The sequence below is a fragment of the Enemella evansiae genome, from assembly GCF_002250705.1.
Lineage (GTDB): Bacteria > Actinomycetota > Actinomycetes > Propionibacteriales > Propionibacteriaceae > Enemella > Enemella evansiae.
In genome coordinates, this window is record NZ_NMVP01000038.1 from 24,072 (window position 1) to 45,509 (window position 21,438).

At 70.7% G+C, this 21,438-nt stretch carries 20 protein-coding genes; 7 read left to right on the top strand and 13 right to left on the bottom strand.

Annotation, left to right across the window (positions count from 1 at the left end; translation table 11 throughout):
- Positions 1-40 precede the first annotated feature (40 nt).
- The 9 genes from BI335_RS20180 to BI335_RS20215 form a co-directional block, all read right to left on the bottom strand.
- Positions 41-844 (bottom strand): RDD family protein, encoded by an 804-nt coding sequence (locus BI335_RS20180; protein ID WP_094433214.1) that lies wholly within the window; start codon positions 842-844, stop codon positions 41-43.
- Positions 837-1,832: a stage II sporulation protein M gene (locus BI335_RS20185; RefSeq protein WP_094433216.1), complete on the bottom strand. Its 996-nt coding sequence runs from the start codon at positions 1,830-1,832 to the stop codon at positions 837-839. The genes BI335_RS20180 and BI335_RS20185 overlap by 8 nt, the downstream gene beginning before the upstream one ends.
- Positions 1,832-3,172, bottom strand: coding sequence for a DUF58 domain-containing protein (locus BI335_RS20190; protein ID WP_094433218.1), 1,341 nt, complete (start codon positions 3,170-3,172; stop codon positions 1,832-1,834). The genes BI335_RS20185 and BI335_RS20190 overlap by 1 nt, the downstream gene beginning before the upstream one ends.
- Positions 3,172-4,140 carry an AAA family ATPase gene (locus BI335_RS20195; protein ID WP_094355718.1) on the bottom strand — a complete coding sequence of 323 codons (969 nt, stop codon included), beginning with the start codon at positions 4,138-4,140 and terminating at the stop codon, positions 3,172-3,174. The genes BI335_RS20190 and BI335_RS20195 overlap by 1 nt, the downstream gene beginning before the upstream one ends.
- Entirely contained in the window at positions 4,115-5,275 is a 1,161-nt protein-coding gene (locus tag BI335_RS20200) for a DUF4350 domain-containing protein (protein ID WP_172421979.1), read from the bottom strand. Before BI335_RS20200 ends, BI335_RS20195 begins: the two co-directional genes overlap by 26 nt.
- Positions 5,272-5,910, bottom strand: a complete 639-nt coding sequence (locus tag BI335_RS21675; RefSeq protein ID WP_172421981.1) for a hypothetical protein — start codon at positions 5,908-5,910, stop codon at positions 5,272-5,274. The genes BI335_RS20200 and BI335_RS21675 overlap by 4 nt, the downstream gene beginning before the upstream one ends.
- Positions 5,895-7,049 (bottom strand): hypothetical protein, encoded by a 1,155-nt coding sequence (locus tag BI335_RS20205; RefSeq protein WP_144009154.1) that lies wholly within the window; start codon positions 7,047-7,049, stop codon positions 5,895-5,897. The genes BI335_RS21675 and BI335_RS20205 overlap by 16 nt, the downstream gene beginning before the upstream one ends.
- Before the next feature lie 185 nt (positions 7,050-7,234).
- Complete coding sequence (locus BI335_RS20210; protein WP_094355713.1) at positions 7,235-8,329, bottom strand: ABC transporter ATP-binding protein; 1,095 nt, start codon at positions 8,327-8,329, stop codon at positions 7,235-7,237.
- A 270-nt stretch (positions 8,330-8,599) separates the two neighbouring features.
- Complete coding sequence (locus BI335_RS20215; RefSeq protein WP_229119710.1) at positions 8,600-9,985, bottom strand: L-serine ammonia-lyase; 1,386 nt, start codon at positions 9,983-9,985, stop codon at positions 8,600-8,602.
- A gap of 40 nt (positions 9,986-10,025) precedes the next feature.
- Between BI335_RS20215 and tdh the strand changes: the two genes are divergently transcribed.
- From tdh to BI335_RS20235, 4 genes are all read left to right on the top strand, one after another.
- The gene (gene tdh, locus BI335_RS20220) at positions 10,026-11,051 is read left to right on the top strand and encodes an L-threonine 3-dehydrogenase (RefSeq protein ID WP_094433224.1); all 1,026 of its coding nucleotides are present in this window, start codon (positions 10,026-10,028) and stop codon (positions 11,049-11,051) included.
- Positions 11,052-11,064: 13 nt separating this feature from the next.
- Positions 11,065-12,258: a glycine C-acetyltransferase gene (locus tag BI335_RS20225; protein ID WP_407644085.1), complete on the top strand. Its 1,194-nt coding sequence runs from the start codon at positions 11,065-11,067 to the stop codon at positions 12,256-12,258.
- Complete coding sequence (locus tag BI335_RS20230; RefSeq protein ID WP_094355710.1) at positions 12,258-12,743, top strand: PPOX class F420-dependent oxidoreductase; 486 nt, start codon at positions 12,258-12,260, stop codon at positions 12,741-12,743. The genes BI335_RS20225 and BI335_RS20230 overlap by 1 nt, the downstream gene beginning before the upstream one ends.
- Positions 12,744-13,101: 358 nt before the next feature.
- Entirely contained in the window at positions 13,102-13,851 is a 750-nt protein-coding gene (locus BI335_RS20235) for a DedA family protein (protein WP_094433226.1), read from the top strand.
- An 84-nt stretch (positions 13,852-13,935) separates the two neighbouring features.
- Here the strand turns inward: BI335_RS20235 and BI335_RS21680 are convergent, their stop codons facing one another.
- From BI335_RS21680 to mmsB, 3 genes are read right to left on the bottom strand one after another with little or no spacing between them, the layout of a single operon-like run.
- A complete protein-coding gene (locus tag BI335_RS21680) occupies positions 13,936-14,667 on the bottom strand; it encodes a hypothetical protein (protein ID WP_166646903.1) in 732 nt (243 codons plus the stop codon).
- A 56-nt stretch (positions 14,668-14,723) separates the two neighbouring features.
- Positions 14,724-16,205 (bottom strand): CoA-acylating methylmalonate-semialdehyde dehydrogenase, encoded by a 1,482-nt coding sequence (locus BI335_RS20245; RefSeq protein WP_094433230.1) that lies wholly within the window; start codon positions 16,203-16,205, stop codon positions 14,724-14,726.
- A gap of 28 nt (positions 16,206-16,233) precedes the next feature.
- Positions 16,234-17,142, bottom strand: a complete 909-nt coding sequence (gene mmsB, locus BI335_RS20250; protein WP_094427719.1) for a 3-hydroxyisobutyrate dehydrogenase — start codon at positions 17,140-17,142, stop codon at positions 16,234-16,236.
- 134 nt (positions 17,143-17,276) lie between these two features.
- Between mmsB and BI335_RS20255 the strand changes: the two genes are divergently transcribed.
- The 3 genes from BI335_RS20255 to BI335_RS20265 are packed head-to-tail and all read left to right on the top strand — an operon-like array spanning position 17,277 to position 19,816.
- Positions 17,277-18,158 (top strand): LysR family transcriptional regulator, encoded by an 882-nt coding sequence (locus BI335_RS20255; protein ID WP_172421983.1) that lies wholly within the window; start codon positions 17,277-17,279, stop codon positions 18,156-18,158.
- A 7-nt stretch (positions 18,159-18,165) separates the two neighbouring features.
- On the top strand, positions 18,166-18,711 hold the full coding sequence (locus tag BI335_RS20260) for a YdeI/OmpD-associated family protein (protein WP_094433232.1): 546 nt from the start codon (positions 18,166-18,168) through the stop codon (positions 18,709-18,711).
- Positions 18,698-19,816, top strand: coding sequence for a CaiB/BaiF CoA transferase family protein (locus BI335_RS20265; protein ID WP_094406117.1), 1,119 nt, complete (start codon positions 18,698-18,700; stop codon positions 19,814-19,816). The genes BI335_RS20260 and BI335_RS20265 overlap by 14 nt, the downstream gene beginning before the upstream one ends.
- A 199-nt stretch (positions 19,817-20,015) precedes the next feature.
- Here BI335_RS20265 and BI335_RS20270 read toward each other — a convergent pair whose 3' ends face one another.
- Positions 20,016-21,410 (bottom strand): MFS transporter, encoded by a 1,395-nt coding sequence (locus BI335_RS20270; RefSeq protein ID WP_094433234.1) that lies wholly within the window; start codon positions 21,408-21,410, stop codon positions 20,016-20,018.
- Positions 21,411-21,438 lie beyond the last annotated feature (28 nt).

Genomic DNA, 21,438 nt, shown 5'->3' on the forward strand with positions numbered 1-21,438 from the left:
TTCTCCCACGGGTGAAAAGCGGCACAAGCGGTTGGGCGTCTCATTCGCGATCCGGCAGCAGTCGGTGGCGCAGCTCGGCGCGGCGCGCCAGGCGTTCGTCGTGGCGGTGCCGATGCTCGCCGAGCACCGCGGCCAGCACCGCTTCGGGGGCCGCCTGGGCCGGTGGCTGGGGGGAGAGTTCCCGGCACAGCCGGGTGGCCAGGTCGGTGGCGATGGCGGCCCGGGCGGCCGGGGTGAGCTGCTCGGTACGCGCCAGGAAGGCGCGCGCGGCGATCAACGTCGCCGGCTGCAGTGCGCCGAGATCGCAGCCCTGCACCCAGCGGGTCAGCTCCGGTGCGGGCGTGCTCGGGGCCGGTGGCTGCTGCCAGCGGACCCGCTCGGAGACCACATAGGTGCCGGCCAGATGATCGCCGAGACGCTGCCCGCGCCGGCCGGCCACCGCCGCCACCAGCGCCGGCAACCCCGCCATGCCCCAGATCTCGACCGATCCCATCAGCGCCCGGGCCAGCGACTGCCGGGCCCGGACCGGGCCGCCGTCGGTGCGCACCACCCGGGTGCCGAGCGCCCACTTGCCGAGGCTGCGGCCCCCGGTGAGCTGTTCGCAGAGCAGCGGCCAGCCGACCAGCCAGAAGATGCTGATCACCAGGCTGGTGGTGCCGGCGAGCGCCGCATCGAGATTGCGGGTGACCCGGTCGGCCAGCGTCAGGGACAGGATCAGGCCGAGCACCAGCACCACGCCGTCGATCAGGGTCGCCGCGATCCGCACCCCCGCCCCGGCGGCGGGCACCTCGAGGGCGACCGCGTCACCGGTCACCACGTCATCGGCGTAACGGGGCTCAGCCACGGGTCAGCTCCTCGCTACCGCGGTCGAACTCGCGCAGGTCCCCGGTCACCCCACGGTTCGCGGCCCGCCGGCCGGGACCTGCCACATAGGCGACGAAGAGCGCCAGCGCCAGGACACCGATCCCGATCCGGGCCCAGGCCGGCAGCCCCGAGGGGGTGACGAAGGCCTCGATCAGCCCGGAGAGGGCGAGCACCACCGCCAGCCCCAGCACCACGGTCATCGCGGTCCGCCCCCAGTGGGCGAGGGAGGCGCCCCGGGTCCGATCGCCCGGCGCCACCCACGCCCAGAACAACCGCAACCCCACCGCCGCCGCGCAGAACACCACCGTCAGCTCCAACAGCCCGTGCGGCAGGATCAGCCCGAAGAACAGGCCCGCCCGGTCGGGCCGGATCATCACCGAGGCGATGACCGCCAGGTTCACCAGATTCTGGAACAGGATCATGATCACCGGGAAACCGAGCACGCCGACCACGATGCACTGTGCAGCCACCCAGGCGTTGTTGGTCCACACCCGCAGCGCGAAGCTGCCGGCCGCGTTCTCGCTGTAGTACTTCTCGAAGTCCACCTCGATCAGCGACCGGAGCTGTTCGGGCGACATCAGCGCGTTCTCGACCCGCGGATTCGCCAGGAACCACCAGGTGAGCAGGGCCACCGCGAGCACGTTCAGCCCCCAGCTCCAGCACAGCCAGCGACGCATCCGCCACAGCGCGGCCGGGAAGTCCTGGCCGAGGAACCGGCCGATGGTGGCCGGGCCGAGCGGCTGGGCGGGGGCGGTCCGGTGCCGGGCCCGGGCCAGCAGCGCGGACAACCAGGCCACCAGTGCGGGGTCGGGGGAGGCCGCGCGCAGTTCGGCCAACTGGGAGCCGATCCGGGCGTACAGATCGAGCATCCGGTCCGCTTCGGCGGCGGTGAGCCGGCGCCGTTTCAGCAGCTCCTCGAGTTCGCGCCACTGCGGTTCGTTGGCGGTGATGAAGGCATCCAGATCCATCAGAGCCTCCCCTGGGCCTTGAGCAGCAGATAGTGGTCGGCGAGCCGGGCCGGGAGCTCGTCGGGGGCGGCGTCCAGCACGGTCACCCCGAGCCCGGACAGCACCTCGATCATCCGCATCCGCTCGGCCAGCGAGCGTTCGGCGGCCGCGGCGGTGTAGACCTGATCGACCGAGTCGTACGCCGCCTCCCCGGCCAGGGCGTCCAGGCCCGGATCGCGGACCGAGGCGATCACGATCCGCGAGCGGTGCGCCATCCCCGCCAGTACCGGCAGCAGCGATTCGCGGACCGGTTGCGGTTCCAGCGGGGTGACCAGCACGATCAGCGAGGCCCGGCGGCCGGCGCGGGCGATCTCACCGCCCAGGCTGGTCCAGTCGGCCTCCGAGAGCGCCGCCTGCAGCGGGCTCATGCTGCGGCTCAGGGCGGGCAGCAGGTCATGGCGGGCCAGCCCGCTGACCCGGGCCCGCAGTCGCCGGTCGCCGGCCAGGAAGGTGACCTTGTCACCGGCACGCGCGCTCAGCGCGCTGAGCAGCAGGACCGCATCCATGCCGGCGTCGAGGCGGGGGATGTCGGTGTCCGGATCGGCCCGCCGGGCGGCGTCGGCGCTCGGGGCGACCCGGCCGGCGGAGAGCCGGGAGGTGTCCAGCAGCACGGTGATCCGGCGGTCGCGTTCGGGCTGCCAGGTCCGCACCACCAGCTCGCGGCGTCGGGCGCTGGCGCGCCAGTCGAGGGAGCGCACATCATCGCCGCGGACGTAGTCGCGCAGGGAGTCGAACTCGGTGCCCTGGCCGCGGGTACGCACCGCCGAGCGGCCGTCGAGTTCGCGGAGCCGGGCCAGCCGGCTCGGCAGTTGGCGGCGGGATTCGAAGGCGGGCAGCACCTGCAGCTCCCCGGGCACCTCGATACTGCGCTGGCGGGCGGCCAGGCCGAGCGGGCCGAACAGCCGCAGGGTCACCCGGTCGCTGCGCAGCAGGCCGCGCCGGGTCGGGGTGAGCCGGGTCCGGAACCGGGCCAGCCGGCGGGCCGGAACGGTGAGCCGGTGCCGGTCGCCGGCCGGTTCGGCGGCACCGGCCGAGGGCTGCCAGGCATCGCGCAGCACCCCGCGGAGCCGGCGTTCGGCGTACACCCGCAGCTCGGTCTCGACGCTCTCCCCCCAACGGATCGGGCCGAGCGGCGCACGGGAGAGCCGCACCTGCTGCGGTGCCGGGGCCAACACCAGATCGAGCACCGTGAGCAGCAGGCACAGCCCCACCCACACCAGCACCGTGGTGCGGGTCGGCCAGACCAGCACCGGCAGCAGACCGGCGAGCAGCAGCCAGATCAGCCGTGGCGAAACGGCCATCAGCGTGGTACCGGGACGGATTCGATGGCGCTGGTCAGGACCGAGTCGATCGTGGTGCCCTCCAGTTCGGCCTCCGGGCGCAGGCTCAACCGGTGCGCCCAGGTCGCCGAGGCGAGCGCCTTCACATCATCGGGAGTGACGAAGTCGCGGCCGGCGAGCCAGGCCCAGGCGCGGCCGGTGGCCAGCAGTGCGGTGGCCGCCCGCGGGCTCACCCCGGCGGCCAGCGACGGCAGCGCCCGGGTGGCGCGGGCGAGATCGACGATGTAGGCCACCACCTCCGGAGCGACGGCCACCGACCGGACGCTCTGCTGGGCCCGGTCGATGTCCTCGGCACCGGCGAGCGGCTCGATCGGCAACTGGCGCGGATCGAATCCGGCCGCGTGTCGGCTGACCACCTCGATCTCCGCGGCGCGCGGCGGGATCGGCAGGATCGCCTTGATCAGGAACCGGTCCAGCTGCGCCTCCGGCAGGGGATAGGTGCCCTCCTGCTCCAGCGGGTTCTGGGTGGCGGCCACCAGGAAGGGTTCGGGCAGTGCGCGGGTCACGCCGTCGGCCGACACCTGCCGCTCCTCCATCGCCTCCAGCAACGCCGCCTGGGTCTTCGGTGGGGTGCGGTTGATCTCATCGGCCAGCAGGATCTGGGTGAACACCGGGCCGGGGCGGAAGCTGAAATCGGCGCTGCGGTTGTCATAGACCAACGAGCCGGTGACATCACCGGGCATCATGTCGGCGGTGAACTGGATCCGCCGGGTGGTCAGTGACAGGGAGGCGGCCAGGGTGCGGATCAGCAGGGTCTTGGCCACCCCCGGTACGCCCTCCAGCAGCACGTGGCCGCGGGCGATCAGGCCGATCAGCAGGCCGGCGACCGCCTGGTCCTGGCCGAGGACCACCGAGGCGACCTGATCGCGGACCGCCTGGATCCGTGCGCGGGCCAGATCGGCCTCAGTCCTGGGGAGCTGGTCGGTCATGACGGTCCTTTCCTGGGTGCGGTTCGGTGGCATCGGTGGGGCCGCCGTGCGGGGCGGCCAGGGCGGCGAGCGCCCGGGCCTGCTCCAGCAGCTCCCGGTCGGTGGCGGGGGCGGGGCCGGTGAGCAGCTCAGCGATCTCGGCGCTCGGTCGGCCGGTCTCGGCGGCGGCGTGGCGGATGAGGTCGGCGGTCGGGGCGTCGCGGCCCAACCGGGCGCGGCGGGCCAGTCGGCGTCGGCAGCCCTCGCGGAGCCTGGCCAGGGCGTACGCCCGATCTCCGGAGCGTTGATAGAGGCGGCCGCGGCCCAGGGTGGTCTCGATGGCGCGGACCACCACCGGCATCGGTTCGGTGGCCAGCGGGCCCAGCCGGCGACCGGCGACGAACACCAGGGCCACCGCGGCCAGCCCGGCCAGCCAGACCGCGGGGCCGAACCAGTCCGGGATCGGGGAGGCGGCCTCACCCGGGACCAGGTCGTCGGGGGAGGGGACGTACCAGATCACCCGTGGTCGTTCGCCGAGCAGCCGCAGCGCGAACGCGGCATTGTCCTGGTCGATCACCTGGGCGTTGCTGAAGGCCTCGCTGGTACCGACCAGGGTCGTCTGCCCGAGGGTCAGCAGCCCGGCGCCTGCGGGGTCGGTGAAACAGCCGCCGGCGGGGGCCGGGTCCGGGGCGGGATCGGTTCGGGTGTAGCTCTGTTCGAACCCGGACACCCGGCCGGGGAAGCGATCGCAGCCGGCCGCCCGGGTGTCGACCAGCGGCTCCTCGATCCGGACCCCGTCGATGCCCAGATCGGTCAGGGTGCGCGGGGTCGGGGTGAGCAGCACCAGCTGCCCGGCCGAGGAGGCCCGGTCGGCCAGGTCCGCGGCGGCGGATTCGGTGAGTCGGTCGGTGCGGGCGACGAGCACGGTGGTGTTCGCGTCCACGGCGGTGAGCTGGTCGCGGCGACGCGCCTCGTCGACCTGGATGCCCTGCTGGCGGAGCACCTGGGCCACCGCCCGGGTGCCGGGGCGGCCGAAGTTGTCCGGATCGCCGGCGACCTGGTTCCCCCGGTCGGGGGTGAGCAGGGTGATGCCGAGCACCACGAGCAGCAGCACCAGCGGGGCCAGCAGCCACGCCAGCTTCCGGCGCCGGGTCACACGGCCGCCAGGTCGGGGGTGGCCTCGCGCAGCCGGTGCTCCAGCTCGCTGACCCGCGCCAGGTCCGCCGCGGAGCAGAGCTGCTGGAGTCCGTCGGGATGATGCACCGCGTAGCGGGCCAGGGCGAACCGGTCGGCGGCGAACCCGAGATCGGTCTCCTGCGGGAACACCGCGCCGAGCTGCTCGGCCGCTTCGCGGATCGTCATGCCGTCGTGCAGGTCGAGCAGGCCGCGTTCGGCCGAGCCGGCGATCAGGGCCCGCACGGTCTCCAGGACCGCACGGTCCGACTCGCCGGCCTCGGCGGCGGCGACCGCGTCCCGGCGATGGTCCGCGGCGCTGCGCCGGGCCTCGGTCGCGGGCGGATCGGCCGGCGTGCCCGACCGGGCCGCGCGGGGCCAGAATCGGCGTACCAGAAGGAAAAGCGCGATGATCGCGACGGCGAGCACGACGGCCACCACCGCGGTCTCCTGCCAGGCGGAGGTGCCGCGGCCGCGGAACAACGAGGCGAGCAGATTCTGCAGCCACTCCTGCAGCAGGGTCAGCGGATTCACACCCAGCCGGTAGTCACCGTTGGCCAGCTCCTCGCGCAGCAGCCGCTCCGCGGTCTCGGGATCCGGGGTCAGCGGGGGTGCCACGGGGTGCCCTCGGGTGCCGGTCGGTGGGCGGCGATCAGCTCGGCATCGTAGGCCTCCGCCCGCATCCGCCGGTCGACATAGATCATCGTCCTGATCGACGCCAGATAGGGCTGGGTGAGGGCGACGGTGATGGCCTGGGTCAGCGCGATGGTGACGATGGCGAGTCGCGGGACCTGCTCCTGGCCACCGGTCGCGGTCGCCACCAGCGGCAGGATGAAGCTGACCGCGGTGCTCAGCACCTGCGCCGCGGTGCTGGCGATCAGGCCGGCCACCAGGATGGTCGCGAAGGTGATCCAGAAGGCTCGCCGGGTCAGGGCGAAGGAGCGCCTGATCGCCGAGATGATGCCGGCCCGTTCCACGATCACCAGGATCGGGGAGAGCAGCAGCCGGATGCTGAGCCAGGTCATCGCCACCACGCTGGCCAGCAGCAGCGCGATGCCGCCGATCAGCAGACCCAGGTCTGGGTCACCGTCGCCGCTCAGCACCAGGGCGGCGATCAGCAGGCCGGTGCCCAGGGCGAGGATGAGCAGTTGGGCGAGGCTGAGCACCACGGCGATGAGCAGGTAGGGCAGGATCCGACCGCGGACCCGGCGCCAGAGTTCACCGAGGCCGGGGCGGTGCCCCTGTACGCCGGCCATCGTGGCCCCGGCGGCGAGCGGGGTGATCGCCAGATCGGCGAGCAGCGGCAGCAGCATCGGCACCATCAGCAGCCCCACGGCCCGCGACAGGGCGCCCAGATCGGGGTTGTCGGTGTCGAGGAAGTTCAGGTCGGCGCTGGCCAGCCAGGCCAGCGGGGTGGTGATGACCGCGATCACGCCGAGCAGGAGCAGCGGGACCAGCACCATTGCCTTCGGGCTCCAGCGGTAGGTGCGGAACGCGCCCTCCAGGACCCCGGTGAAACCCAGCGGGTGCAGCGGGACGGTACCGGGCCGCAGCCAGTTCTGGACGGGTGGGCGGCCGACCGGTGGCCGCGGCGGCAGCTGGTTCGGCCCACCGGGGGGTCCGGGAGGGAACGCCGAGGGGCCGGACGGGGACGGGCCGGACGGGGATTGGCCGGGCGGGGTCGGTCGGTCTGCTCCGGGGGCCTCACCCCAGGGGTGGGGTACCGGTCCGGTTCCGGGCGGTGGCGAACTCGACATCCAGCTCCTTGCGCGTCGGGTCCGGCCAACCTAACAGAACTCTCATATTGAGTGGAGTCGGCGTACGCGGCCCGCTGGAAAGGCCGTGGAGACGCGAAACCGGCGGCCGGCCCGTGGGCCGACCGCCGGTTCGGCGGTGCATGTTCATCCCCGGGTGCCGGGGTGTGGGGCGGTGCCCCGCCGGGTCAGCTGACGCGGTCCCCGGTCTTGTTCGAGAACACGTGGATGTGATCGGGATCCACGCCGAGCCGCACCTGGGTGCCGCGCTGCGGTGGGCGCCGGGAGGAGATCCGGGCGACGATCTGCGGTGCCTGCAGCTGCTGGTCCTCGGTCAGCCCGGCCGGGGTGCCGTAGAGGTAGGCGTCCGCACCGAGTTCCTCGACCACGGCCACGTCCAGGCCGATGCCGGCACCGTCGGAGAGGGAGAAGTTCTCCGGGCGGATGCCCAGGGTGACATCGGTCTCGCTGCCCAGGTTGCCGAGCACCTCACGCGGCACCGGAACGACGAAGTCGCCGACCTTGACGCCGCCCTCGCTGACGGTGCCCTCCATCAGGTTCATCGCGGGCGAGCCGATGAAGCCGGCCACGAAGAGATTCTTCGGGGTGTCGTAGAGCGCCAGCGGGCTGTCCACCTGCTGCAGGATGCCGTCCTTCATCACCGCGACCCGGTCACCCATCGTCATCGCCTCGACCTGGTCGTGGGTGACGTAGACGGTGGTGACGCCGAGCCGGGTCTGCAGGGCGGCGATCTGGGTGCGGGTCGAGACGCGCAGCTTGGCGTCCAGGTTCGACAGCGGCTCGTCCATCAGGAAGACCTGCGGCTGCCGGACGATCGCGCGGCCCATCGCGACACGCTGTCGCTGACCACCCGAGAGCGCCTTCGGCTTGCGGCTCAGGTATTCCTCCAGGCCGAGCAGCTTCGCGGCCTCGGCGACGCGCTGCTCGCGCTCGGCCTTGGGCACGTTCTGCATCTTCAGGGCGAAGCCCATGTTCTCGCCCACCGTCATGTGCGGGTAGAGCGCGTAGTTCTGGAACACCATCGCGATGTCGCGGTCCTTGGGCGGCAGCGTGGTGACGTTCTTGTCGCCGATCATGATGTCACCGGCGTTGACCTCTTCGAGGCCGGCGAGCATCCGCAGCGAGGTGGACTTTCCGCAACCGGACGGTCCGACCAGGACCATGAACTCGCCGTCACCGATCTCAAGATTGAGCTTGTCGACGGCGGGGTGGTCGGCGCCGGGGTAGACCCGGGTCGCGTCCCTGAAGCTGACTGAGGCCATGGGGCCACATCCTTTCCACGGGCAGGTACGTGCCCGACGATCCGTAGTGGAAATAAACGACAAGCCGACCACTCCGGTGGGGTCGGCGGGACCCATTGTTGCATCGCGTGTGGAACAGGTCACGTCGTCCGACCAGTTGAGACGGCTCCGTTATCTGTTACCGGTGGTCAGGATCGGCTCCGTCCTGCCATCCATCGAACCCTCGGCGTACCAGTCGATTGCTGCGGGGCGCGATGGGTGCACCCAGGGATCGATGGATCGCGGGAAGGGTCAGCATTCGACGATGTTCACCGCCAGGCCACCGCGCGCGGTCTCCTTGTACTTGACCTTCATGTCCGCTCCGGTCTGCATCATCGTGCGGACCACCTGGTCCAGGCTGACCTTCTGCGTGCCCTGGCCGTGCAGCGCCAACCGGGCGGCGGTGATCGCCTTGATCGATCCGACCGCATTCCGTTCGATGCAAGGAATCTGGACCAGTCCGCCGACCGGATCGCAGGTCAGTCCGAGGTGGTGCTCCATGCCGATCTCGGCGGCGCACTCGACCTGCTGCGGCGTACCGCCGAGGATCTCGGCCAGTGCTCCCGCCGCCATCGAGCAGGCGGTCCCGACCTCACCCTGGCAGCCCACCTCGGCCCCGGAGATCGAGGCGGTCTGGGCATAGATCGAGCCGATCGCACCGGCGGTGAGCAGGAAGCGGCGGATCGCGGCGGCGTCCACGCCGGGTACGAACGAGACCGCATAGTGCAGCACCGCGGGGATGATCCCGGCCGCGCCGTTGGTCGGTGCGGTGACCACCCGGCCGCCGGCGGCGTTCTCCTCGTTCACCGCCAGCGCCCACAGGGTCACCCAGTCCATCGCCGCGAGCGGGTCGATCGGGCCGGGTTCACCACCGCGCCGGGTCAACCGGTGGTGCAGTTCGGCCGCGCGGCGGTGCACCTTGAGACCGCCGGGCAGGGTGCCGGTGGTCGCCTGGCCGTTGCCGATGCATTCGGCCATCACCTGCCAGATCCGGTCCAGTCCGGCATCCACCTCGGCCGGGGTGCGCCGCGCGCACTCGTTGGCGTACGCCAGCTCGCTGATCGACAGGCCGCTGTCGCGGCACTGGGCGAGCAGGTCGGCTCCGGTGCTGAACGGATACGGGACCGGGGTCGGATCACGGGTCACCACCGGGGCGCCGGAGCCGTCGTCGTCGAGCACGAAGCCGCCGCCGATGGAGTAGTAGGTGCGCGCGATGAGTTCGCGGTCACCGGCGAACGCGGTGAAGGTCATCCCGTTCGGGTGGAAGGGGAGGGTACGCCGCCGGTGCAGCACCAGGTCGTGGTCGGGATCGAAGTCGATCTCGTGGCTGCCGTCGAGCAGCAGCCGGTGGGTCTCGGCGATCTCGGCGCTGCGCTGCGGGGCCGTCCGGGTGTCCACGGTCTCGGGATCCTCGCCCTCCAGCCCCCAGAGCACCGCACCCCGGGAACCGTGGCCGTGACCGGTCGCACCGAGCGACCCGAACAGCTCCGCGCGGACCTTCGTGACCTGATCGAGCAGCCCATCGGAGGCCAGCCCGGCGGCGAACCGGGCAGCGGCCCGCATCGGCCCGACCGTGTGCGAACTCGACGGTCCGATGCCGATCTTGAAGAGCTCGAAAACGCTGATGGTCACCCGCACCAGTGTGCCCAATATTCGAGACGGACGCTACAGTCTCGGTGTGCGTGCACTGGTGAAGACCGCCCCCGGACCGGGGCTCGAACTGACCGATGTGCCGATCCCCGAACCGGGTCCGAGCGAGGTGCTGATCAAGGTTCGGCTGACCGGCATCTGCGGTACCGATCTGCACATCGATTCCTGGGACCGATGGGCGGCGGCCACCCTGACCACCCCGCGGATCGTCGGCCACGAGTTCTGCGGCGACGTGGTCGCGGTGGGGGAGGCGGTCACCGAGGTCTCGGTCGGTGACTTCGTCTCCGGTGAGGGGCATCTGGTCTGCGGGCGCTGCCGCAACTGCATGGCCGGGCGCCGGCACCTGTGTGCGAACACCCGCGGTATCGGCGTCCAGGTCGACGGCTGCTTCGCCGAATACCTGGTGATGCCGGCGATGAACGTCTGGGTGCACCGGACCCCGGTCGCCCCGGAGGTGGCCGCGATCTTCGACCCGTTCGGCAACGCGGTGCACACCGCACTCAGTTTTCCCTGCCTGGGTGAGGATGTGCTGGTCACCGGCGCCGGCCCGATCGGCATCATGGCCGCGATGGTGGTCCGGCACGCCGGCGCCCGACATGTGGTGGTCTCCGACCTGTCCGCCGAACGGCTGGAACTCGCCGGCCGGCTCGGGGCGACGCTGACGATCGACCCGCGCGACACCCCGATCCCGCAGGCGGCCGAGCAGCTCGGCATGAAGGAGGGTTTCGACATCGGGCTGGAGATGTCCGGTGCCCCGGTCGCGCTGCGCGACATGGTCGACTCGATGGCGCACGGCGGCCGGATCGCGATGCTCGGGCTGCCCGGTGAGGAGATCTCGCTGGACTTCTCCTCGGTGGTGCTGCGGATGCTCACGCTGAAAGGGATCTACGGCCGCGAGATGTTCGAGACCTGGTACGCGATGAGCGTGCTGGTCCAGGCCGGTCTGGACATCTCCGGGGTGATCACCCACCGCTTCGACCACACCGATTTCGAAGAGGCCTTCGCCACCGCCCGCGGCGGACACTGCGGCAAGATCGTGATGAGCTGGGAGTGAGATGTACCGATCGCTGAAAACCCATCTGGAGCAGGAGATCGCGGGCCTGCGCGCCGACGGCACCTACAAGGTCGAGGTGCCGCTGACCACCCCGCAGGCCGCGCACATCAGCACGGAATCCTCTGCTCTGCAAGCAACCGCGGCCGAGGCAGCGGTGGTGAACTTCTGCGCCAACAACTATCTCGGCCTGGCCGACGATCCGGAGCTGATCGCCGCGGCGACCGATGCCCTGCAGCGTTGGGGTTTCGGGATGGCGTCGGTGCGCTTCATCTGCGGTACCACGACCCTGCACACCGAGCTGGAGCGCCGGATCGCCGACTTCCTCGGGCAGCAGGACGCGATCCTCTACAGCTCCTGCTTCGACGCCAACGGCGGGTTGTTCGAGGTGCTGCTCGGGGCCGAGGACGCGATCATCTCCGATGAGCTCAACCATGCCTCGATCATCGACGGCGTACGCCTGTCCAAGGCGCGTCGGTTCCGCTACAAGAATCGGGACATGGCGGATCTGGAGGCCCAGCTGCAGGCCGCCGCCGATGCCCGGTTCACGATGATCGCCACCGACGGGGTGTTCTCGATGGACGGCTATCTGGCGCCGCTGGACGAGATCTGTGACCTGGCCGAGAAGTACGACGCGCTGGTGATGGTCGACGACTCGCATGCGGTCGGGTTCACCGGTGCGACCGGTGCCGGTACGCCGGAACTGTTCGGCGTACAGGATCGGGTCGATGTGCTGACCGGAACCTTCGGCAAGGCGCTCGGTGGGGCGTCGGGTGGCTACACCGCGGCGCGCAAGGAGATCGTCGAGCTGTTGCGGCAGCGTTCCCGGCCCTACCTGTTCTCCAACTCGCTGGCCCCGTCGATCGCGGCGGCGACGCTGGCAGCGGTGGATCGGATCGAGCGCTCCGGTGACCTGCTGCAGCAGTTGCGGGACAACACGGCGTACTTCCGTGAGCGGATGGTCGCCGAGGGTTTCGAGATCCCGGAATCGGAGCATGCGATCGTTCCGGTGATGATCGGTGACGCCGCGAAGGCTGCCCGGATGGCGGATTCGGTGCTGGACAAGGGAATCTACGTGCGGGCGTTCTCCTATCCTGTGGTGCCGAAGGGCAAGGCCAGGATCCGGACCCAGATGTCGGCCGCGCACAGCCGGGAGGATCTGGACAAGGCGATCGCCGCGTTCATCGCGGCCCGAGACGAGGAGAGCTGATGCCGCGCACCGTTGCCACCAACACCGAGGTCGAGCGGGCGGAACTGCTCGAGTTCGTCCGCCCGCGCCACAAGATGCTGATCGCCACCGCGCGCCGGGACGGCCGGCCGCAGATCTCCCCGGTCAGCGGCGGGGTGGACGCCGAGGGGCGGATCGTCACCTCCACCTATCCCGGCCGGGCCAAGACGCTGAACGCCGAACGCAATCCGCAGGTGTCGGTGCTGGTGCTCTCCGATGACTGGAACGGCCCCTGGGTGCAGGTCGACGGCGACGCCGAGGTGATCCACATGCCCGAGGCCGCCGACGCCCTGGTCGACTACTTCCGCTCGATCTCCGGTGAACACCCGGACTGGGACGAATACCGCGAGGCGATGCGGCTGCAGAACAAGTCGCTGCTGCGGATCACCCCGACCCGCTGGTCCCCGATCGCCACCGGCGGATTCCCCGCCGACATCGCCGCCAAACTGGACGCCCGCGACGCCTGACCGGTCCTCGTACGCTCATCGAGTAGGTCGCGCAGCGACCATGTCCCCACGCTCATCGAGTAGGTCGCGCAGCGACCGTGTCCCCACGCTCATCGAGTAGGTCGCGCAGCGACCATGTCGAGATGACCCCTGGCTGGAGTTCATCTCGACACGCAGGCCCGGCTCCGCTTCGCTGCGCCGGGCCGGCTACTCGATGAACGGGGTTGCCCGGCTCCGCTTCGCTGCGCCGGGCCGGCTACTCGATGAACGTCGCCCGGCTCCGCTTCGCTGCGCCGGGCCGGCTACTCGATGAACGTCGCCCGGCTCCGCTTCGCTGCGCCGGGCCGAACGTGGGACGCGGTGCGCCTAGACTCGCGGGGTGACTGAGCCCCGGCGCGACGAACCAGCGGACCCCGAGGAGACCGCCGAGGAGCGCGAGCCGGAGTGGTGGGAGGACCCGCGGATGCCGTGGGGGCACAAGCCCACCCGCGCCGACATCGCCTGCTTCGCGCTGATCAGCGCCCTCGGTCTCTACGCGCTGGCGCTGCTGCCGTTCCGCGCCGTGCTGGTCACCCAGCCCTATCTGGCGGCCACCCTGACCGGTTCGCGGACCGGGGTGGTGACCATCGGCGCGCTGACCGCGACCGGGGTCGAGACCACTTGTCCGCTCTGGCTGGTGCTGGCCACCCTGAGCGTGATGAAGTTCGACCCGGTCTACTTCTGGGCCGGGAAACTGTGGGGCCAGGGCGTTTTCGAGATGGTCGCCGGTCGCTCGCCGCGGGCCCGGCGGAACGCCGAGCGCGCCGAAAAACTCGCCCGCCGCTTCGCCGTGCCGGCGATCCTGATCACCTATCTGCCGATCCCGCTGCCGTCCTCGGTGATCTATGCGACCCTCGGTGCCGCGGGGATGAGCTGGCGGAGATTCCTGACTGTGAACGTCTGCTTCGCCGCCCTGATGCAGTCGGGCTACATGTACCTCGGCTATCGGATCGGTGCGCCCGCGGTGGCGGTGGTGACCGAGTACGCGAAGTACGCCTGGTACCTCACGCTGGCGATCCTGTTCGGGATGATCGTCACCTGGTGGTGGAACCGGCGGAAGAAGGCCGCGGCCAGCGCACACGACGGCTGAGCGAGGGAGGGACGACCGAGTCGAAGCCAATTCGGCAGGCCACGTGGCTTCGACTCGCTGGCGCTCGCTCAGCCGACGGCCGGGTCAGCGACGGGGCGGAGTGGGGCCGGAGAACGGATCCGGCGGATACGGCTGCTGGGGCGGGTACGCCTGGGGCGGCTGGTTCGGCCAGGGGGTCGGGCCGGGCTGCGGCGGCGGGTGCGTCTGCGGGGGGTACGCCTGCGGCGGATAGGGCTGCGGTGGCGGCTGCTGCTGCGGCGGGGCCTGCGGGTACGGCGGCTGCTGCGGGTACGGCCGCTGCTGCGGCCAGGGTGCCGAGGACCGGCCGTGCGGCCACTGCGGGCCGGGTTGGGGCGGCTGCGGTTGGGGTGGTTGGGGTGGGTTGGGCTCGCGCGGCTGGCGTACCCACTGTCCGGATGAGGTGCTGCCGGCCGATGCCGGGGGAGCCGGGGGACCGGGAGGAGCCGGGGCCGACGGGGCGGTCGTGGTCGCGGCCGGCCCGGTCTTCGCCCCGGCCGCACCGCGGCGGCGTACCACCAGCAACACGCCCCAGGCGATCCCGGCCAGGGCGACCACGCCACCACCGATCGGGAACCCGAGGCGGCGTAGCTGCGCCTCGGCGACCATGTCCTCATAGGACTGCTTGCGCGGTACGCCCTTGCTGGTGGTCTCACAGATCTGCCCCGGCGACATCGGGGTCGACCCACAGGAGGGCGCGTTCGGATCGATGCGCAGGCCGTAACCGAGCAGCACCAACCCGATCACCACGACCAGCGCCGGTTTCCAGATGTCGGTCAGCGATCGCTTCCCAGCCAAGAGTCCCCCTCCCGCGCGCCCGGAGGCCAATCCTGTCAGGCGCGCGGGCCAGTCGGTCAGTGGGTGGGGAAGCCGAGACTGATCTGCGACTCCGAGGGCTCCGGCCAGCGGGTGGTGACCACCTTGCGGCGGGTGTAGAAGTTGAAGCCCTCCGCGCCGTACATGTGGGTGTCGCCGAACAGCGAGCGCTTCCAACCACCGAAGGAGAAGGTGCCGATCGGTACCGGGATCGGCACGTTGACCCCGACCATGCCGACCTCGATGTCGAACTCGAACTGACGCGCGGTCTTGCCGTCGCGGGTGAACACCGCGACCCCGTTGGCGTACTGGTTGGCGTTGATCAGGTCGACCGCCTCGTCATAGCTGTCCACCCGGACCACCGACAGCACCGGGCCGAAGATCTCGTCGTCATAGACCTTCATGCCGGGCTTCACGTCGTCGACCAGGGAGACACCGATGAAGAAGCCGTCGTTGTCGAACTTCTGCTCGGTGCCGTCGACGACCACCTTGGCCCCCTCGCCGCTGGCCCCCTCGACGTAACCGGCGACCCGATCGCGGGCGGCCTGGGTGATCAGCGGGCCCATCTCCGATTCCGGATCGGTGCCGTCACCGACCTTCAGCTTCGGCATCCGCTCGGCGATCTTCTCGACCAGCGCGTCGCCGGCCTCACCGACCGCGACCGCGACCGAGACCGCCATGCAGCGCTCACCGGCCGAGCCGTACGCCGCGGAGACGGCCGCGTCGGCGGCCGAGTCGAGGTCGGCGTCCGGCATCACGACCATGTGGTTCTTGGCTCCGCCGAGGGCCTGCACCCGCTTGCCGTTGGCCGCGGCCCGGGTGTAGATCTTCTCCGCGATCGGCGTGGAGCCGACGAAGGACACCGCCGAAATCGCCTTGTGGTCAAGGATCGCGTTGACGGTGTCGGCGTCGCCGTTGACGACATTGAGTACGCCGGCCGGCAGGCCCGCCTCGGCGAACGCCTCGGCCAACCAGAGCGCCGCGGAGGGATCCCGCTCCGAGGGCTTGAGGATCACCGCGTTGCCGCAGGCGATCGCGGTGGTCGCCATCCACAGCGGGATCATCACCGGGAAGTTGAACGGGGTGATGCAGGCGACCACGCCGAGCGGCTGGCGTACCGAATGCACGTCGACACCGTTCGCGACGTTCTCGGAATAGTCACCCTTGAGCTGCTGCATCAGGTTGGTGCACCAGTCGACGTTCTCCAGCCCGCGGGAGACCTCACCGGCGGCGTCGGAGACGACCTTGCCGTGCTCGGCGGTGATGATCCGGGCCAGCTCCTCCTTGCGGTCGGTGACGATCTGGCGGAGCTTGAACATGATGTCCTGCCGCTTGGACAGCGGGGTCGCGCGCCAGCCGGGCTGGGCCTTCTGCGCCGCCGAGACCGCGGTCTCGAGATCGCTCGCCGAGGCCAGCGCGACCTCACCGGTCTGCTCACCGCTGGCCGGGTTGTAGACCGGGCCGACCCGGTCGCCGCCGTCGACCTGCTGGCCGTCGACGTAATGTCCGATTCGCTTCATTTCCTTGCTCCTAACGAAATTTCGTTGCTCAGAGGTTCTCGGTACCCGGCGCCTGCGGGTCGATGTTGCGGATCACCAGGCTGCAGTCCTTGTCGGCGTACCCGTCATCCATCAGCTTCTGCAACTGGTCGTACGCCAGCTGGGCGGCCGGCAGTTCGACACCGACCTGCTTGGCACCGGCGAGCGCCAGCCCGGCATCCTTGTGGGCCAGCGAGGTGGCGAAGGTGGCATCGAAGTTGCGGTTCGCGGCGGCGGTCTCGACCACCCCGGGCACCGGGTACCAGGTGCGCAGCGCCCAGCAGTTGCCGCTGGAGACCGAGGCGATGTTCCAGAACACCTGCGCATCCAGGCCGAGCTTGTTGGCCAGCACCGCACCCTCGGCGCAGGCCTGCAGTTCGATGAACAGCATCATGTTGTTGCAGATCTTGGCGGCCTGGCCGGTGGTCGGCCCGCCGGTGGCGATCATGTTGCCGGCCATCGGGTCGATGAACTGCTTGGCGGCCTCGACGTCGGTCTCCTTGCCGCCGATCATGAACGCCAGGGTGCCGGCCGCGGCACCCGAGATGCCGCCGGAGACCGGGGCGTCGACGAACCGGAAGCCCTGGTCGGCCGCCTGCTGGTGCAGCTCGCCGGCGGTCTCCACATCGATGGTGGAGGAGTCGATCAGCAGCGTGCCGGGGGCCGCGTTGGCGAAGACGCCGTCGGCGCCGGCGTACGCGCTGCGGGCGTGCTCGCCCTTGGGCAGCATGGTGAACACCACCTCGGCGCCGGAGACCGCGTCGGCGATCGAGGTGGCCGGGGTGACGCCGTTCGCGGCGGCGGTGCGCAGCGCCTCGGGGTTCAGGTCGAATCCGCGTACCTCGTGCCCGGCCTTGACCAGGTTCGCCGTCATCGGGTTGCCCATGTTGCCCAGGCCGATCCATCCGATGGTCGCCATGTGTGCTCCTCCTCCTTGAGTTCCTGCCAGTTACGGTAAGGAGCCCGACGGGTGCGGAGCAATGCACCGAATAGACTGAATTCCGCAACCTTTCCGTGCGTTTCTGCACGGCGCGGTGGAGTGGAGGAGCGTTGATGAGCAGACCGCCGGTGAGCGCCGACGACCTGCTGGTGCTGCTCACGGTGGCCCGGCTGGGCCGCTACAGTGCCGCGGCCGATGTCCTCGGGGTCAATCACACCACCGTTTCCCGGCGGATCAGTGGCCTGGAGAAGGCGCTCGGTGCCCGGGTGCTGGTGCAGACCAGCGACGGCTGGGAGCTCACCGAGGCGGGCCGCTCCATCCTGGGTGCCGCCGAGACCGTGGAGCGGGCGGTGAAATCGCTCACCGATCGCGGTGACTCGCCCGAGGGGCTGTCCGGGGTGGTCCGGTTGGCGACTCCGGACGGGTTCGGCACCCACTTCGCGGTGCCCGCGCTGGTCCGGCTGCGGGAGCAGCATCCGCAGTTGCAGACCGAGCTGATCACCGCCACCCAGCGGCTCAAGCAGCACCGCTCCGGGGTGGACATCGAGGTGATCGTCGGCGAACCGAAGGTGCACCGGGCGGTGGCGGTGCAGCTGTGCGGCTACCACCTCGGGTTGTACGCCACCGCCGACTATCTGCGCCGCAACGGGGAGCCGACGTCGCTGGCCGACCTGGCCGAGCACTGCGTCGTCTACTACATCGAGCAGTCACTGCAGGTCGACGAACTCGACCTCGCCACCGAACGGTTGCCCGCGCCCCGGCAGGCGATGCGCTCGACCTCGGTGTTCGTGCACGTGGAGACCACGCTGGCCTCGGCCGGGATCGGCATCCTGCCCGACTTCATGGCCGACCCCGAGCCGCGGCTGGTTCGGGTGCTGGCCGACGAGTACGCCCACCCGGCCGACTACTGGGCGGTGATCCGGGAGGAGTCGCTGCGCAACCCGGCGGTCGGCGTCACCATGGACGCTCTGCGCGCCGCCGTCGGTGGGGTATAACCGACCCATGAAGGCCGTAGAGCAGGAGATCCGCTTCGAGGCGCCGGTGCAGACCGTGGGCACTCAGATCATCGTCCGGCTGCCGGCCGAGGCGAGTGCGGCCCTGCCGTCGCGCGGGCAGGTGAGCGTGACCGGGACGATCGCCGGGAGGCCGTTCGAGACCGTCGTCGAACCCGACGGCGAGAAGGGGCACTGGCTGCGGATCACCGCCGAGCTGGCGCGCGCGGCGGGCGTACAGGCGGGGGATCCGGTGAGCTTCACGCTCCGGCCGACCAAGGACTGGCCCGAGCCGGAGATCCCCGCCGACCTGGCCGAGGCGCTCGCGGCGGCCTCACCCAAGGTGGCCGAGAAGTGGCGCGAGATCACCCCGATGGCGCGCTGGGAATGGGTGCGCTGGGTGCACGCCACCGCCAACCCGGCGACCCGCGCCACCCGGATCGAGAAGACCGTCTCCAAGCTGGAGGGGGAGCATCGCCGGCCGTGCTGCTTCAACCTGGCGGCCTGTACCGACCCGGAGCTGGCCAAGAGCGGGAAGCTCGTTGCGCCCCGCTAGCGGTGCCGGCCCGCTGGCCGGGCTGCGGGTGCTGGAACTGCCCGCCATCGGACCAGTCCCGCATGCCGCCATGGTGCTCGCCGACCTCGGCGCCGAGGTGCTGCGGGTGGATCGGCGGGCGGCCGCGGCGCGGCTCACCGACACCCCGCCGACCGGCCCCGAGCCGATCCTGCGCGGACGCACCACCGTGCTCGCCGACCTCAAGGATCCGGCCGAGCTGGCATCGGTACGCCGGCTCGCGGCGGCAGCGGACGTGCTGATCGAGGGATTCCGGCCCGGGGTCGCCGAACGGCTCGGACTCGGGCCCGAGGAGTGTCTGGCCGCCAATCCGCGGCTGGTCTACGGCCGGATGACCGGCTGGGGGCAGGACGGCGAGCTGGCGCCGGCGGCCGGCCACGACCTGAACTATCTCTCGCTCACCGGGTTGCTGGACAACATCGGCCGGCCGGGGGAGCGCTCGGTGCCGCCGCTGAATCTGGTCGGCGATTTCGGCGGCGGTTCGATGCTGCTGCTGGTCGGCGTGCTGGCCGCGCTGTGGGAGCGGGAACGCTCCGGGCAGGGGCAGGTGATCGACGCCGCGATGGTCGACGGGGCGAGCATGCTCGGTGCGCTGGCCTGGTCGATGCGGGCCGGCGGGGCCTGGGCGCCCGGACGGGGGCGGAACCTGGTCGATGGCTCGCACCCGTTCTATGACACCTATCTGTGTGCCGACGGCAAGCAGGTCGCGGTCGCCTGCCTGGAGCCGCAGTTCTTCGCCGCGATGGTCGAGCGGCTCGGGGTGGAGCCGGCGGAGGTGCCGGGCCAGTGGGACCGGGACCGCTGGCCGGAGCTGCGTGCCCTGCTGACCCGGGTGTTCGCGAGTCGGACCCGCGACGAGTGGGACGCGATCTATCGCGGCAGCGACGCCTGCGTGACCCCGGTACTGGACTTCGACGAGGCCGTCACCGATCCGCACCTGCACTCCCGCGGGACGCTGGTCAGCCCGGAGGGCGTGGATCAGCCGGCGCCGGCGCCCCGGTTCACTCGGACACCCGCGGAGCTGCCGCCGCCCGAGGTGCGCGCTCCCGACGGCCTGGCCGACGCGGTGGCCACCTGGGAGTCCTGAGTTACCGATCGGTCGAACCCCAGAATTCGCCTCCAGTGATCGGGGGCCGACGAGCGGATGCGGGTTTGCGGGCCGCGGGTGAGAACGCGGGGCGCATTCTGGGGTTCGACCGATCGGTAAGTGGGCGGGTGGGACCTCCCGACAACAGCAGACCCGGCCCCGCTGCGCGGAACCGGGCCTGCCTACTCTGTGAGCGGACTCAGCGGGTGAGGTTCTCGTCGACGGCGGACTGCTTGGGGGCCCGGCCTTCGGCGTCCAGGCGATCCAGTTCGTGCAGCGAGGAGCCCTTGGTCTCCTTGGCCGCGATGACCGCGATCAGCGTGATCGCCGAGCAGATCGCCAGATAGATCGCGATCGGCACCGAGGAGTTGTACCGGGCCAGCAGCGCGGTCGCGATGATCGGCGCCATCGAACCCGCGAACAGCGAGGTCACCTGGTAGCCGAGCGAGACACCGGAGTAGCGCATCCGGGTCGGGAACATCTCCGCCATGATCGCCGGCTGCCCGGCGTACATCAGCGCGTGGAACATCAGACCGATGATCACCGCGACCACGATCAGGAAATCGCTGCGGGTGTCGAACATCCGGTATGCCCAGAAGCCCCAGGTCGCGGTCAGGATCGCGCCGGCCGCGTACACCGGGCGACGACCCAGCACGTCGGTGGCCCGGCCGACCATCGGTACCACGCAGAAGTGGATGGCGTGTGCGATCAGCAGCAGCAGCAGGATCCGGGAGGTGTTCATCTTAAGGTAGGCGCTGAGATAGGTGATCGTGAAGGTCACCACCAGGTAGTAGACGACGTTCTCGGCCAGCCGCAGACCCATCGCGGTGAACACGCCGCGCGGGTACTTCTTGAACACCTCGGCCACACCGTAACCGGCGTTGGCGGCCTCGATCTGCTCCTCCTTGGCGTTCTGGAAGATCGGGGCGTCGGTGACCTTGGTGCGGATGTACCAGCCGATCAGCACGATCACCGCCGACAGCCAGAACGCGATCCGCCAGCCCCAGCTGAGGAAGGCGGCCTGGGAGAGGGTGGAGGAGAGCACCAGCAGTACGCCGGTGGCGAGCAGGTTGCCCATCGGCACCGCCGCCTGCGGCCAGGAGGCCCAGAAGCCGCGCTCCTTGTCCGGTGCGTGCTCGGCGACCAGCAGCACCGCACCGCCCCACTCGCCGCCGACCGCGAAGCCCTGGATGAAGCGCAGCACGACAAGCAGCACCGGGGCCAGGTAGCCGACCTGGTGGAAGGTGGGCAGGCAGCCCATCAGGAAGGTGGCCGCGCCGACCATGATGATCGAGACCTGCAGCAGGTGCTTGCGGCCGAACTTGTCCCCGAAGTGGCCGAACACGATGCCGCCGAGCGGGCGGGCGACGAAGCCGACGGCGTAGGTGAGGAACGCCTTGATGATCCCGTCCAGGTCCGAGCCGGTGTTGGGGAAGAACTGCCTGCCGAAGACCAGGGTGGCCGCTGCGGCGTACAGGAAGAACTCGTACCACTCGACGACGGTGCCGGCCATCGAGGCCGCCACCACCCGACGCAGCCGGGTCCGAACATTCTGCGGAGATTCGTCAGCGTGCGCTGGCTGGGACGTGCTCATCAAGCCTCCTGGGTCTACGTTGACCGAC